This window comes from Rahnella sp. GSA61A (genome assembly GCF_019969905.1).
GTDB classification, from domain to species: domain Bacteria; phylum Pseudomonadota; class Gammaproteobacteria; order Enterobacterales; family Enterobacteriaceae; genus Rahnella; species Rahnella aceris.
Genome location: NZ_JAHXYO010000028.1, coordinates 56,602 through 70,445 on the forward strand (window position 1 = coordinate 56,602; position 13,844 = coordinate 70,445).

The following is a 13,844-nucleotide window of genomic DNA, read 5'->3' on the forward strand; positions in this document are numbered from 1 at the left end:
ACTTTAAACTCAACGGTAAAGGGTACCCAGCAGGCACTAACCGTGTTTCTATAAATACCTTAGAAAATAAATAACAGAAGGATTTGTCAGATGAATATTATCGCTATCATGCGCCCGGAAGGGGCTTACTACAAAGACGAGCCGATCCGTGAACTGGATAGCGCGCTGACGCTTCTCGGATTTCAGGTCATTTATCCGCGCGATCGCGCGGATCTGCTCAAACTCATCGAAAATAATGCCCGCATTTGCGGCGCTATTTTCGACTGGGATCAGCATAGCGAAGAGCTGTGTACAGCCATTAATGAGCTGAATGAATATCTGCCGCTTTACGCTTTCATCAATACGCATTCGACGCTGGACGTCGACGTTAATGAAATGCGCATGGTGCTCTATTTCTTTGAATACGCACTGAGTGCGGCGGAGGATATTGCCAAACGCATCCGCCAGTACACCGATGAATACATCGATACCATTACACCGCCGCTGACTAAAGCGTTGTTCACCTACGTAGAAGAAGGAAAGTACACTTTCTGTACGCCGGGGCATATGGCCGGTACGGCGTTTTTAAAAAGCCCGGTAGGGACGTTGTTCTATGATTTTTTCGGGGCCAAAACGTTGAAAGCCGATGTGTCGATTTCTGTGACAGAACTTGGTTCCCTGTTGGATCACACTGGTCCGCATCTAGAGGCGGAGGAATATATCGCCCGTACTTTCGGCGCCGAGCAAAGTTATATCGTCACTAATGGCACCTCGACGGCCAATAAAATTGTCGGAATGTATGCGGCACCGGCAGGGAGTACGGTGCTGATTGACCGCAACTGTCATAAATCGCTCGCCCATCTGATGATGATGACCAATATTGTGCCGGTCTATTTGCGTCCCAATCGCAACGCGTATGGCATTCTTGGCGGGATTCCTAAGCATGAATTCACCCGCGAAAGCATCGAAGAGAAAATTGCACAGACAGAGAATGCCACCTGGCCAGTGCACGCAGTGATCACTAACTCGACTTACGACGGCTTGCTGTACAACACGGATTACATCAAAAACACACTGGATGTTCCGTCGATTCATTTCGATTCTGCATGGGTGCCATACACTAATTTCCATCCGATTTATGACGGTAAAAGCGGAATGAGCGGCGAGCGCATTCCCGGAAAAGTCATTTACGAAACGCAATCAACGCACAAACTACTGGCAGCTTTCTCACAGGCATCGATGATTCACATTAAGGGTGATTACAACGAAAGTACCTTTAATGAAGCCTATATGATGCACACCACAACATCGCCAAATTACGGCATTGTGGCTTCTGCAGAAACTGCCGCGGCGATGTTGCGCGGTAACCCCGGACGGCGTCTCATTAACCGCTCGGTTGAACGCGCGCTGCATTTCCGTAAGGAGATACAGCGGTTGCGGGAAGAAACCGAGGGCTGGTTCTTTGATATCTGGCAGCCTGAATATATTGATGAAGCCGAGTGCTGGCCGCTGAATCCCGATCAAAACTGGCACGGTTTTGCCAACGCCGATACCGATCATATGTATCTTGATCCGATCAAAGTGACGATCCTGACACCCGGAATGGATGAAACGGGTAAGCTGGAAGAACAGGGGATCCCGGCGGCGTTAGTGGCGAAATTCCTCGATGAGCGCGGTGTGGTGGTAGAAAAAACCGGCCCGTACAATCTGCTTTTCCTGTTCAGTATCGGCATTGATAAAACCAAATCCATGAGTCTGATGCGCGGCCTGACTGATTTTAAGCGCAGTTATGATCTCAATTTGCGGGTCAAGAATATGCTGCCTGATCTGTATGCGGAAGATCCTGATTTTTATCGCAATATGCGGATTCAGGATCTGGCGCAGGGGATCCACAAACTGATCGTTCGTCACGACCTGCCGCGTTTAATGTTGGAAGCATTTGATGTGCTGCCGGAAATGAAAATGACGCCGTACGAAATGTTCCAGCATCAGGTACGCGGACATATTGATGAATGCGACATTGATGAACTGGTCGGCAAAGTGTCAGCCAACATGATCCTGCCTTATCCGCCGGGTGTACCTGTGGTGATGCCGGGCGAGATGATCACGGAAGAAAGTCGGGCTGTGCTCGATTTCCTGATTATGCTTTGTTCAATAGGCGAGCGTTACCCTGGTTTTGAAACTGATATTCATGGAACGCGGCTCACAGAAGACGGGCGCTATCTGGTGAAGGTCTTAAAACTTCCGGAAGCGGGTTAGCAAACTGCCCTCTTTAAGAGGGCTTTTTATTGACGTGTTTGGCCGCCCTGAGTAACGTGCAGGTCAGAAATCAACAGGACATGACTATGCTTAATCTCCGCCAGATCCACCATATCGCCATCATTGGCTCTGATTATCAGGCCAGCAAACACTTCTACTGTGACATTCTCGGGTTCACGTTACTGGGGGAGTTTTACCGTGAGGAACGCGATTCCTGGAAAGCTGACCTGGCGCTTAATGGTCATTACACCATTGAATTATTCAGCTTTCCGCAACCGCCAGCCCGGCCAAGTCGTCCTGAGGCGTGCGGATTACGCCATCTGGCGTTCAGCGTTGAAGATATCGCACAGTCCATTTCCGCCCTCACTGAAGCCGGCATTGTCTGCGAACCGGTAAGAATTGATCCTTACACCGGCAAAAAATTTACTTTCTTCAACGATCCGGATGGCTTGCCGCTGGAACTGTACGAATCCTGATTATCCTATGAGTTCAAAACTGACCGTGACATTTCTTTCAAAACATCTGCTCAATAAAATCGGTGATGCACGAAGACTTTGCGTTGCGTTCAGCGGCGGACTGGATTCTTCCGTACTGCTGGCCGGACTGGCTGAGTTACGCGACAAAGCGTTGCCGGATATCGAACTGCGTGCATTGCATATCCACCATGGACTAAGCCAGTTTGCAGATGACTGGGTCGCACACTGCCAGACGTTTTGTCAGCAGCGAGATATTCCTTTCTCCGTCGCTAAAGTGCAGGTAGATGCGCAGGAAGGTGGGATTGAAGCGGCGGCACGAACGGCACGTTATCAGGCATTTGCTGAAAGTCTGACTGCTGGTGAAGTGTTACTGACAGCACAACACCTGAATGACCAATGTGAAACTTTCATGCTGGCGCTTAAACGTGGAAGCGGACCTGCCGGTCTCTCGGCGATGAGCGGGGACAGTTCAACACACGGTTATCGCTTGTTACGGCCTTTTCTGGAGCTCAGCCGTGAGCAGCTTGAAGAATACGCGAAGCAGTTAAAGCTCTGCTGGATTGAAGATGACAGTAACCGGGATGCCCGCTTTGATCGCAATTTTCTGCGACTGGATATTTTTCCCGCACTTTACCAGCGCTGGCCGCACTTTGCGCAAGCCACAGCCCGCAGCGCATCACTTTGCGCAGAGCAGGAGACGCTGCTGGATGAGTTGCTCAGTGAATCTCTCACTTCATTGACCGATGAGCAGGGCAGTCTGTCGGTTGAGAGGCTGAAGGCGTTTTCAGCCGTCAGACGCTCTGCGCTATTACGTCGCTGGCTGGCATCGCGTGGCGCAAGAATGCCTTCGCGTGAACAACTGCAGAGAATATGGGATGAGGTAGCTTTGAGCCGCGAAGATGCCCAGGCGCAGTTAGTGCTGGGGAAAATGGTAGTCCGGCGTTTCCGTGGGCGTTTGTATGTATTGCCAGAACGCCGGTCGCTTAAAGATCAAATCCTCTGCTGGGATCCGGCTGAAAAATTAACGCTACCTGACGGTCTGGGCTGTCTGATTGCCGATCATGTTCTCATCGCGCAGGGGGCTGACTGTTTGATCCGCCAGCCACGTGCTGGCGAAAAGATCACTGTGCGTTTTCAGGTGCAGGGATATATCGAAAAAGTCGGGCGGGATCGTGCGCGCCAGGCGAAAAAATTGTGGTCTGAGTTAGGTGTGCCGCCATGGGAACGAGGTCGTATCCCTTTGGTTTATTACAATGATCAATTGATGGCAGCCCCGGGTTGGTTTATTACGCGCCAGTCCCGGGCTGAAAATAATGAAGCGCAATGGCGGATCATCTGGTCGGCTGCGTAATAAACGGAAAGAACGGTTTATTTGAGGCGGATGTTATTTGCCCGGGGAGTTGTGATGCAAGTAATGGGAAGAACACTGGCAGGGATAGTGGCATCGATGCTGATCAATTTGCCTGCTCTGGCGGGGGGAAATGTGGTTGACGGGCAGTCTAAATCAGCCAGCTGCTCGGCATGTCACGGCGCAACGGGTAAAGCCATTAATTCGATTTATCCTAATCTGGCAGGGCAAAATGCAGATTATCTGGCGCTTTCACTGCATGCTTACAAGAAGGGTGAGAGAAGTGGCGGGCAGGCGGGTGTGATGCAGGCTTTTAGTGCGTCATTATCCGATCAGGATATCAGTGATTTGGCAGCGTATTACGCCAGTCTGACGTCGTTGAAATAAGATTGCTTCAGAAATGCAAACGGGCAATCCTGAGATTGCCCGTTAGGTAACTGACGTCGGTTGTCGCTATTCGGCACTGACGACAACGGTGCCAATTTCCGGATGGCTAAAGCTTTCAATGTGATCCAGACGCAGATCTCGTTGTTCGCCGTTCGCCTCAACCACCAGATATTCCACTTTCTTACGCATTAACAAATCGTTGGCTTTAGCCTCAACGACTTCTCCGCTACGCATCTTCAGCGTCAAAACCAGGTGATGCTGGCAGGCGAGCTCGAGATTATCGTAGTCATCACAATTGATGGGTTGGTACTCATCATTCATCGACATAATCGCTCACCAATAAGTTAGCGGCGGCGTAGGCCGCCTGGTCCCTAACGGAAGACGGAAGTTCAGCATTTGCTGCGACTTCGTCCAATGCTTTCAATACACAGCCCAACGCATCGGGCACATATCCGAGATCACCGCTGGCAATTTCAGAATATCTACGGCGTACCAACTCACAGTATTGTTGCATAAGTTCTCCCTAAAAAGCGTATCCCTCTGAGGAAAGCGCAGAAAGATAAGCTCTCAGTATTTAACGACTATAGCACAGGAGAGTGTGAGTTATTAGCAGGCCTGTAAAGGTAAATCGTTTGCGTAAAGCCTTTATTGCGGATGACCATCGGGGGAAAACTGGCCGCAGCAGGATGCTTTCAAGTACACTGTGCGTCTATTATCAAGGGGTTTACCATGGCGTTAAAAGCAACCATTTATAAAGCAGCGGTCAATATCGCTGATATGGATCGTAATTTCTTTCATGACGCCAGCCTGACTCTGGCACAGCATCCTTCCGAAACAGAACAACGCATGATGCTGCGTCTGCTGGCATGGATTTACCATGCCGACGAACGACTGACTTTTACCCGCGGATTAAGCGCCGAAGATGAGCCGGAAATCTGGCGTAAAAACGACCATAACGGCATCGAATTATGGGTCGAATTAGGACTACCTGATGAGAAGCGTCTGAAAAAAGCCTGTAACCAATCGCGTGAGGTGGTCCTTTATGCGTATGGTGAGCGTGCTGCGAAAGTCTGGTGGTCGCAAATCGAGGGGAAAGTCAGAGGTTTTGAGAACCTGCGTATCCGTTATTTAGAAGATGAGTTGCTGAATCAATTGACTGCTTTTGGCAGCCGTACCATGAACTTACAGGCCACATTGCAGGACGGAACTATTTGGCTTTCTGATGCTCAGAGTAATTTGGAAATTCATTTTTCTGAATGGAAAGAGTCTGTCATAAAAGAAGCCAGGTAATCAGCGTGCTAATCCTTTCAGGAAAACTGGAAATACCTGACAGCGAAATCGAATTAACGGCGATCCGCGCTCAGGGCAACGGCGGTCAAAACGTCAATAAAACATCAACGGCTATCCATTTACGCTTTGATATTAAAGCGTCGAGTTTGCCAGAATATTACAAAGAGCGGTTACTGGCTTTTAATCATCATTCTGTTACTGCCGACGGCTGGGTCATTATCAAAGCCCAGGAATACCGGAGTCAGGAGATGAATCGAGAAGCCGCTCTGGCCCGGTTGGGGGCACTGATTTCACAGGCGATGGTAGTAGAAAAACCGCGCCGCGCGACGAAGCCGACTCGTGGGTCTAAAATTCGTCGGGTTGAAAGTAAAGTTCGCAAGGGTGCGACAAAAGCATTACGGGGCAAAATACGTTAGCCCTAACTTCGTGCTGCAGGACAATTTTTATCTCGGCACTGTAGAAAAGCAGTAGGGGAGAAACTGTGAAAAAAATCATCATTAGTGCAGTGCTGGCGCTCGGGGCGCTGTCACTCTTCGGTTGCCATACCGCCGCCTTTAATCATGAAAAACCGTTGCAGGCTATGCAGCAGAGTTACAGTGGCGTGTTGCCGTGCGCAGATTGCAGTGGCCTGAAGACGTCATTATTCCTGGATCAGGATGGGACTTACATCCTTCAGGAGGAATATCAGGGCGGCAAAGAGGGCGATCAGGTGTTTGCCAGCTACGGACGCTGGGCCCGCACTGCGGATAAACTGGTGCTGACGGACAGCCAGGGCGAGAAACGTTATTTCCATCCGAAAGATGAAAATCTGGAAATGTTGGATCAAAGCGGTGAGCCGATTACGTCCACATTCAACTATACGTTGACGCCGGTGCAGCAGAATTTGCCGAAAACGCCAATGGCACTGAGCGGAATGATGCAATACAGCGCCGATGCTGCTTCCTTTAAAGATTGTGCGACAGGCAACATATTCCCGATGTCGGCAAATAAATCGCTGGAAGAAGGGTATCTTGCCTCGCGTAAAACCCCCAATCAGCTGGTCTTCCTTTCTATGGACGGGCATTTCATGACAGAGCCGTCAATGGAAGAAGGGCAGGTGCAAAAGGCTGTGGTTGCAGATAAAAACGTACGGTTTGATGCAACGAAGTCCTGCCCGTAAAAGCGATTAGGCTCAGGCGGAATAGCACAAATAAAAATGCCCGCATTACGCGGGCATTTTTATGGACAAATGATCATCAGCGGATCTTAACGCGGGATCTGGCTCAGCAGATATTCCACGATATCGCTTTGTTTGATCATCTGTTTTTCGCCAGTGCGACGGTTTTTGTATTCCAGCTCTTCAGCATCCAGATTACGATCACCAATCACCACCTGATGCGGCACACCGATCAGTTCCATGTCCGCGAACATGACGCCCGGACGTTCTTTACGATCGTCGAGGATCACATCGATACCGTGTGAACGCAGTTCTTTATACAGCGCTTCTGCCGCATCTTTCACACGGAAAGATTTGTGCATGTTCATTGGCAGGATAGCGACCTGGAACGGTGCGATAGCATCCGGCCAGATAATACCGCGGTCATCGTGGTTTTGTTCAATCGCCGCAGCGACCACACGAGTCACACCGATACCGTAACAACCCATGGTCATCAACTGGTTACGACCATCTTCGCCCTGAACGGTAGCATTCATCGCTTCGGAATATTTGGTTCCCAGCTGGAAGATATGACCAACTTCGATACCGCGTTTAATGACCAGCGTTCCCTGACCATCAGGGCTTGGATCACCGGCTACTACATTACGGATATCGGCTACTTCTGGCAGCGCAGCATCGCGATCCCAGTTAATTCCGAAATAGTGTTTACCGTCGATGTTAGCGCCTGCGCTGAAATCGCTCATTGCAGCAACAGTACGATCCGCGACGATTGGCATTGGCAGATTAACCGGACCGAGTGAACCCGGGCCAGCCGCGACGATCTCACGAATCTCTGCTTCCGTTGCAAATGTTAGTGGTGCAGCAACTTGCGGCAGCTTCTCGGCTTTGATTTCGTTCAGCTCATGATCACCACGAACCAGCAAAGCAACCAGTTTATGACCGCTTTCCGCTGTTGCATGAACCATCAGAGTTTTCACCGTTTTCTCAACCGGAACCTGGAACTGTTCTGTCAGTTCAGCGATAGTTTTTGCGTCCGGCGTTTCGACAATCCGCATTTCTTCTGTTGCTGCAGCTCGTGGCGTTGCGGGTGCCAGCGCTTCTGCGAATTCGATGTTAGCGGCGAAATCAGAAGAATCAGAGAATACGACATCATCTTCACCGCTCTGTGCCAGCACCTGAAATTCGTGAGAGGCGCTGCCGCCGATAGAACCGGTATCCGCCAGCACGGCACGGAAATCCAGACCCATACGGTTGAAAATCTGACTGTAGGCCGCGTACATCGCGTCATAAGTTTCCTGCAAAGATTCCTGCGTCGTATGGAATGAGTAGGCATCTTTCATCAGGAATTCACGGGAACGCATTACACCAAAACGCGGGCGAACTTCGTCACGGAATTTAGTCTGGATCTGGAAGAAATTCAGTGGCAGCTGCTTGTATGAGCTGACTTCATTACGGATCAGGTCAGTGATCACTTCTTCATGGGTTGGACCCAGTACGAACGGGCGCTCGCCACGATCAACGAAACGTAACAATTCCGGACCATATTGCTCCCAACGTCCGCTCTCCTGCCACAAATCAGCGGGCTGGACTACCGGCATCGACACTTCAATGGCGTTCGCGTTGTTCATTTCTTCGCGTACGATGTTTTCAACTTTCTTGAGAACACGTAAGCCGGTCGGCAGCCAGGTATACAGGCCTGAGGCCAGTTTACGGATCATCCCTGCGCGCAGCATCAGCTGGTGGCTGATAACTTCCGCGTCGGCTGGCGTCTCTTTCAGTGTAGAGAGCAGATATTGAGTAGTACGCATGATGTGTTGGTTCCGTTAGCACTGCAAATTGCAATCGGGCTGCCATGGGCAGCCAAAACGTGAAAAGTGGCTTAGTTTACCAGCGAGTTGCTATTGTCAAAAGAGAGGCAGAGGAAATTTAGTCTTTGTCGAGGGACAATACCTGATTCACAGAGCCTGTGACCCGCCAGCGGACATTAAACTCGAGTAAACGAACGGCATAATCGCGCGCTGTGGCTTCACCTTTGCGATAAGCCGGACGGGGATCCTGTCCTAAAACCTGCGTGATGAAGCGGCGCAGATGCGGGTATTGCCTCGCATGCTCAGCCAGCTGCTGTTCAGCCTGTGGTAAAAATTCTACCGGCATATCGGCATCAGGTGCGTGCTGAGCAAAACCGGCGTGTGCATCAGGATGGCTTTCCGCAAAGGGAAGATACGGCTTAATGTCCACAACAGGTGTGCCATCCACTAAATCCAGACTGCCAAGCTGCAGAATGACATTCTGACCCTGACAGCGAATCCCTTTCAGTTCAACCAGAGACATCCCGAGCGGATTAGGCCGGAAGGTTGAACGGGTGGCAAATACACCGGTACGCACATTCCCGCCCAAACGTGGTGGGCGAACTGTCGGACGCCAGCCGCTTTCCATCGTCTGATGGAAAATAAACATCACCCATAAATGGCTGAAGTCTTCCAGCCCGCGAACAGCTTCGGGCTGGTTATAAGGCGGATGCAGATGTAATTCGCCGCCACCATCCTGGATCAATCCGGGCTGGCGCGGAACAGCAAACTTCTCTTTATAGGGCGAGTGAATGATCCCTATTTGCTCAAAAGAAAATGAGGTCATTTAAACGTGACGTTCAGGGCGGAACCCTGACAAATCGCCTGCTGGAAGCAGCCTGGTACGCCGCTGATAATCTGGCACTGATGTAACAATACGGCATTGGCCTTCATATAGGATGCACGGGTCAGCATTCTTTTCCGTGCAGTAGCCAGACTCGGTGGCGCATCATTTTGAGCGCTCTGGCAAGATTCGCCGGAGACTTCGCCCAGATCACGGAATGGAGTTCCGACTAAAGCTTCTGCATCTTTATAGAGCTTTACAGGAGCGGGGCGTACTGGTGTCGGCTTTGGTTTGACAGGTTTTGGTTCTTCTTTTACAACAGGCGCAGGGGGGGTTGGCTGTGTGTGTTGAGTCAGGGAACAACCCGCCAGCAAAAGTGCCGACAAACAGAGAGGTAAAGCACGCATGGTATATCCTCTGCTTTTTAATATGTTTACAGGAAAGAATGTGGCGTTATTGAACCAAGGTATTGAGAAAATAACAAGGCGGGCATAAGCCCGCCTTGTTATTTATTTATGAAAAGATGTATTTGCGAGTCTACTATCTTAGAAACGAATACTCAGGAAAAATGTAGGGTTCCTGATTTCGGGCAATTACCAACCTTTCACTGCGCCACCGTTGAAGATTTTATTCGCTGCAGCGTTCACTTCATCAGACTGGTAAGCCTGAACGAATTTCTTCACGTTTTCAGCATCTTTGTTATCTTCACGTGCAACGATCAGGTTCACGTATGGAGATTCTTTATCTTCTACGAAGATACCGTCTTTCTCTGGCGTCAGGTTGATCTGGCTGGCGTAAGTGGTGTTGATTACGGCCAGAGCGATTTTCGCATCATCCAGTGAACGTGGCAGTTGTGGTGCTTCGAGTTCGACCAGTTTCAGATTTTTAGGGTTCTCAGTCACATCCAGAACTGTCGGTAACAGACCAACACCGTCTTTCAGTTTGATCAGACCTTGTTTTTGCAGCAGCAGCAGAGAACGGCCTAGGTTAGTCGGGTCGTTTGGCAGCGCAACCTGGTCGCCATCTTTCAGCTCATCAATAGATTTGATTTTCTTAGAGTAACCGGCGATTGGGTAAACGAACGTGTTACCCACCGGGACCAGTTTGTAACCGCGATCTTTGATCTGCTGATCAAGATAAGGTTTATGCTGGAAGGCGTTAACATCGATGTCACCTTTGCTCAGTGCTTCGTTAGGCAATACATAATCATTGAAAGTCACCAGCTCAACATCAAGACCGTATTTCTCTTTAGCTACTTTCTGTGCAACTTCAGCGACCTGCTGTTCAGAGCCTACGATCACACCCACTTTGATGTGATTTGGATCTTGTTCTTTTGGCCCGCAGCCCACTAAAGCCAGCGATCCCAGAAGCGCGCCGACAACTGCAATGGATTTGAATTTGTTAGACATGTCCTTTCCTCAATAAACGGATATAAATCATTCACAGGTAGCTATTACAGCTGTTGTTTCGTTATTTATGTGTGACTGCTTTTACGATGCGGTCGCCACAAAATTGAATTAAATACACCAAAACCACTAGCAGGACTAATACAGTATTCATGACAGTTGCGTCGTAACCGATATAACCGTACTGATAACCGATTTGTCCCAAACCACCGGCACCGACAGCGCCACCCATAGCAGAATAGCCTACAAGAGTGATCAGCGTGATGGTGGCAGCATTGACCAGACCTGGCAGAGCTTCCGGCAATAAGATTTTTCGGATGATCTGCATCGGTGTTGCACCCATTGCGCGGGCGGCTTCCACCAGACCGCTTGGAATTTCCAGCAGGGCATTCTCAACCATGCGGGCAATAAACGGCGCAGCACCCACAGTCAGCGGGACAATCGCTGCCTGCAAACCGATTGAGGTGCCGACAATCATACGCGTGAAGGGAATCATCCATACCAGCAAGATAATAAAAGGAATGGAACGGAAAATGTTAACCAGCGCCGACATCACGCGATAGATATTTTTATTCTCTGCAATCTGACCCGGACGGGTGACGTACAGCAGTACGCCGAAAGGCAAACCTAACACAAAACCAAAGAAGCCAGAGGTTAGCGTCATGATGACCGTTTCCCAGATTCCGCGGCCCATTAACCACATCATTGCCTCAGACATAACCCAGTACCTCTACTTTCACCTGATTCTCATGCAGGAACTGAATTGCCGCCTGAGTATTTTCTTCTGAACCGTGCATTTCTGTCAGCATAATCCCGAACTTTACACCGCCGGCATAATCCATCTGAGCACTGATAATATTATTGTTGATGTCAAAGCGACGGACTGCTTCGGAAAGCAGCGGGGCATCAACGGACTGACCGGTAAATTCCAGGCGCAGTAAAGGAACGCGACCCGTTTCAGGCTGGGGTACCAGACGCACGGCGTAATCTTCCGGAATATCCAGGTGCAACGTTGACTGAATAAATTGCTGTGCAAGCGGAGTCTTAGGATGTGAGAACATCTCGCTTACTTTATCCTGCTCAATCAGTTTGCCATCGCTGATCACAGCAACTTGATCGCAAATGCGTTTTACGACGTCCATCTCATGGGTGATCAGCAGAATCGTGAGACCCAGACGACGGTTGATATCTTTTAGTAATTCCAGGATTGCGCGGGTGGTAGCTGGATCCAGTGCACTGGTAGCTTCATCACACAGCAATACTTTTGGATTACTGGCCAGCGCACGGGCAATGGCTACGCGTTGTTTTTGTCCACCGGAAAGATTCGCCGGGTAGGCATCATGCTTATCTTCCAGCCCGACCAGGCTCAGCAGCTCGGAAACTCGTTTCTTAATATCGGCTGAAGAAAGATTGTCGAGTTCGAGTGGCAGGGCAACGTTGCCAAAAACGGTGCGTGACGACAGCAGGTTAAAGTGCTGGAAAATCATGCCAATCTGGCGGCGTGCGCGGGTCAGCGCTTTCTCTGAGAAGGACATCAGATCCTGACCATCGACCAACACCTGGCCTTTAGTCGGGCGCTCCAGCAAATTGACGCAGCGTATTAAGGTACTTTTCCCCGCGCCGGAAGAACCGATTACGCCATAAATTTGTCCGGCAGGGACGTGAAGACTCACGTCAGAGAGCGCGACGATCTGGCGCGAACCCTGCAGGAAAATCTTGGTGATGTTAGAAAGTTTAATCATATTATTTTTTATTCTGTCTTTTTGCCGTGACGTGGTGAATTTAACTCTGCGGAGGTCTTCCCCGTAGCATGTCGTGGATGCTAAGGCGTCTAGACGTCTAAGTCAACCAGGTTAGCATTCTCACAAGCATTGAAAACATGCGATACTGGCGCCGTTAATCAGCCATCAGGAGCAAATTCGTGGCACAACCTGTTTCAGCAATCTTTCTCGACCGTGATGGCACTTTGAATGTCGATCATGGTTATGTACATGAAATCGATAACTTCCAGTTTATCGACGGTGTAATCGATGCTTGTCTTAAATTAAAAGAGATGGGCTTTTTACTGGTGCTGGTCACCAATCAGTCCGGTATAGCACGCGGCAAATTTACTGAAGATCAGTTTCTGACTCTGACCGAGTGGATGGACTGGTCGCTTGCCGATCGTGGCGTGGATCTCGACGGTATCTATTTTTGTCCGCATCATCCTGAAGGCTTGGTTAAAGAGTTTACACAAGCCTGTGATTGCCGTAAGCCGCAACCTGGGATGTTTTTGACAGCCAAAGAAGAACTAGGCATTGATATGGCCTCTTCTTATATGGTGGGCGACAAACTGGAAGATATGCAGGCAGCTGCTGCTGCAGGAGTGGGGCATAAGATTTTAGTTCGTACCGGCAAACCCGTAACCCCGGAAAGTGAAAGTGCTGCGGATGCGGTACTGGAAAGCCTTGCTGCATTGCCTTCCTTTATAGCAAAAGGGCAGAAATAACGGCTTCTGGACAAAAAAACGGCAAACGAAATAAAACTGTATTTATTCGCTTGCCATTAAAATCCAACTCCCTATAATGCCGCTCCATCGACAGGGAACAACGTGAACAACATCACGAAGTGACCGGGTCGGAAAGATTAAAAACAGCGGCAACCGGATAAAATAAACGGTTGACACTGAATGAGGAAAGCGTAATATACGCCACCTCGAGTTAGCAAGCGAAAGCGCGTAACTCACTGCTCTTTAACAATTTATCAGACAATCTGTGTGGGCACTCACAAGACGATATCAGCCACCTCGGTGGCAAAAAATATCAAGTCTTAGAGTGACCAAGCAGTAATTCATTTAGTTGAATTATTACGAAGTAATCTCTGAGCACCGCTTCACTTGTTGAAGCAAATCGAACTTTTAATTGAAGAGTTTG

16 protein-coding genes are annotated in these 13,844 nt (G+C 49.5%); 8 read left to right on the forward strand and 8 right to left on the reverse strand.

Features of this window, described 5'->3' with window-relative positions:
• Positions 1 to 90 precede the first annotated feature (90 nt).
• From LC431_RS23950 to LC431_RS23965, 4 genes are all read left to right on the forward strand, one after another.
• Entirely contained in the window at positions 91 to 2,238 is a 2,148-nt protein-coding gene (locus LC431_RS23950) for a lysine decarboxylase LdcC (protein ID WP_015689430.1), read from the forward strand.
• 86 nt (positions 2,239 to 2,324) lie between these two features.
• Entirely contained in the window at positions 2,325 to 2,714 is a 390-nt protein-coding gene (locus LC431_RS23955; RefSeq protein ID WP_015689431.1) for a VOC family protein, read from the forward strand.
• Positions 2,715 to 2,721: 7 nt separating this feature from the next.
• Positions 2,722 to 4,065, forward strand: coding sequence for a tRNA lysidine(34) synthetase TilS (gene tilS / locus LC431_RS23960; RefSeq protein ID WP_223510392.1), 1,344 nt, complete (start codon positions 2,722 to 2,724; stop codon positions 4,063 to 4,065).
• Between the two features lie 54 nt (positions 4,066 to 4,119).
• Complete coding sequence (locus LC431_RS23965; protein ID WP_037035138.1) at positions 4,120 to 4,449, forward strand: cytochrome c; 330 nt, start codon at positions 4,120 to 4,122, stop codon at positions 4,447 to 4,449.
• Between the two features lie 66 nt (positions 4,450 to 4,515).
• On the opposite strand, the gene rof is transcribed toward LC431_RS23965, so the two are convergent.
• Together rof and LC431_RS23975 are read right to left on the reverse strand one after the other, a co-directional pair.
• Positions 4,516 to 4,776, reverse strand: coding sequence for a Rho-binding antiterminator (rof, locus tag LC431_RS23970; RefSeq protein WP_013574214.1), 261 nt, complete (start codon positions 4,774 to 4,776; stop codon positions 4,516 to 4,518).
• Positions 4,763 to 4,963 carry a YaeP family protein gene (locus LC431_RS23975; protein ID WP_013574215.1) on the reverse strand — a complete coding sequence of 67 codons (201 nt, stop codon included), beginning with the start codon at positions 4,961 to 4,963 and terminating at the stop codon, positions 4,763 to 4,765. Before LC431_RS23975 ends, rof begins: the two co-directional genes overlap by 14 nt.
• 215 nt (positions 4,964 to 5,178) lie before the next feature.
• On the opposite strand from LC431_RS23975, the gene LC431_RS23980 reads away from it, so the two are divergent.
• From LC431_RS23980 to nlpE, 3 genes are all read left to right on the forward strand, one after another.
• On the forward strand, positions 5,179 to 5,739 hold the full coding sequence (locus tag LC431_RS23980; protein ID WP_013574216.1) for a YaeQ family protein: 561 nt from the start codon (positions 5,179 to 5,181) through the stop codon (positions 5,737 to 5,739).
• A complete protein-coding gene (gene arfB, locus LC431_RS23985; RefSeq protein WP_153376608.1) occupies positions 5,706 to 6,155 on the forward strand; it encodes an alternative ribosome rescue aminoacyl-tRNA hydrolase ArfB in 450 nt (149 codons plus the stop codon). Before LC431_RS23980 ends, arfB begins: the two co-directional genes overlap by 34 nt.
• 65 nt (positions 6,156 to 6,220) lie before the next feature.
• Positions 6,221 to 6,898, forward strand: coding sequence for an envelope stress response activation lipoprotein NlpE (nlpE, locus tag LC431_RS23990; RefSeq protein ID WP_015689434.1), 678 nt, complete (start codon positions 6,221 to 6,223; stop codon positions 6,896 to 6,898).
• 86 nt (positions 6,899 to 6,984) lie between these two features.
• Here the strand turns inward: nlpE and proS are convergent, their stop codons facing one another.
• The 6 genes from proS to metN form a co-directional block, all read right to left on the reverse strand.
• Complete coding sequence (gene proS, locus LC431_RS23995; protein WP_131638668.1) at positions 6,985 to 8,703, reverse strand: proline--tRNA ligase; 1,719 nt, start codon at positions 8,701 to 8,703, stop codon at positions 6,985 to 6,987.
• 118 nt (positions 8,704 to 8,821) lie between these two features.
• The gene (gene tsaA, locus LC431_RS24000) at positions 8,822 to 9,529 is read right to left on the reverse strand and encodes a tRNA (N6-threonylcarbamoyladenosine(37)-N6)-methyltransferase TrmO (RefSeq protein WP_013574220.1); all 708 of its coding nucleotides are present in this window, start codon (positions 9,527 to 9,529) and stop codon (positions 8,822 to 8,824) included.
• Positions 9,526 to 9,933, reverse strand: a complete 408-nt coding sequence (rcsF, locus tag LC431_RS24005; protein ID WP_013574221.1) for an Rcs stress response system protein RcsF — start codon at positions 9,931 to 9,933, stop codon at positions 9,526 to 9,528. Before rcsF ends, tsaA begins: the two co-directional genes overlap by 4 nt.
• Positions 9,934 to 10,119: 186 nt before the next feature.
• Positions 10,120 to 10,935 carry a MetQ/NlpA family lipoprotein gene (locus LC431_RS24010; protein ID WP_013574222.1) on the reverse strand — a complete coding sequence of 272 codons (816 nt, stop codon included), beginning with the start codon at positions 10,933 to 10,935 and terminating at the stop codon, positions 10,120 to 10,122.
• Positions 10,936 to 10,996: 61 nt separating this feature from the next.
• Positions 10,997 to 11,650, reverse strand: a complete 654-nt coding sequence (locus LC431_RS24015) for a methionine ABC transporter permease MetI (RefSeq protein WP_013574223.1) — start codon at positions 11,648 to 11,650, stop codon at positions 10,997 to 10,999.
• The gene (gene metN / locus LC431_RS24020; protein ID WP_013574224.1) at positions 11,643 to 12,674 is read right to left on the reverse strand and encodes a methionine ABC transporter ATP-binding protein MetN; all 1,032 of its coding nucleotides are present in this window, start codon (positions 12,672 to 12,674) and stop codon (positions 11,643 to 11,645) included. Before metN ends, LC431_RS24015 begins: the two co-directional genes overlap by 8 nt.
• A gap of 179 nt (positions 12,675 to 12,853) precedes the next feature.
• Between metN and gmhB the strand changes: the two genes are divergently transcribed.
• The gene (gmhB, locus tag LC431_RS24025) at positions 12,854 to 13,420 is read left to right on the forward strand and encodes a D-glycero-beta-D-manno-heptose 1,7-bisphosphate 7-phosphatase (protein ID WP_013574225.1); all 567 of its coding nucleotides are present in this window, start codon (positions 12,854 to 12,856) and stop codon (positions 13,418 to 13,420) included.
• Positions 13,421 to 13,844 lie beyond the last annotated feature (424 nt).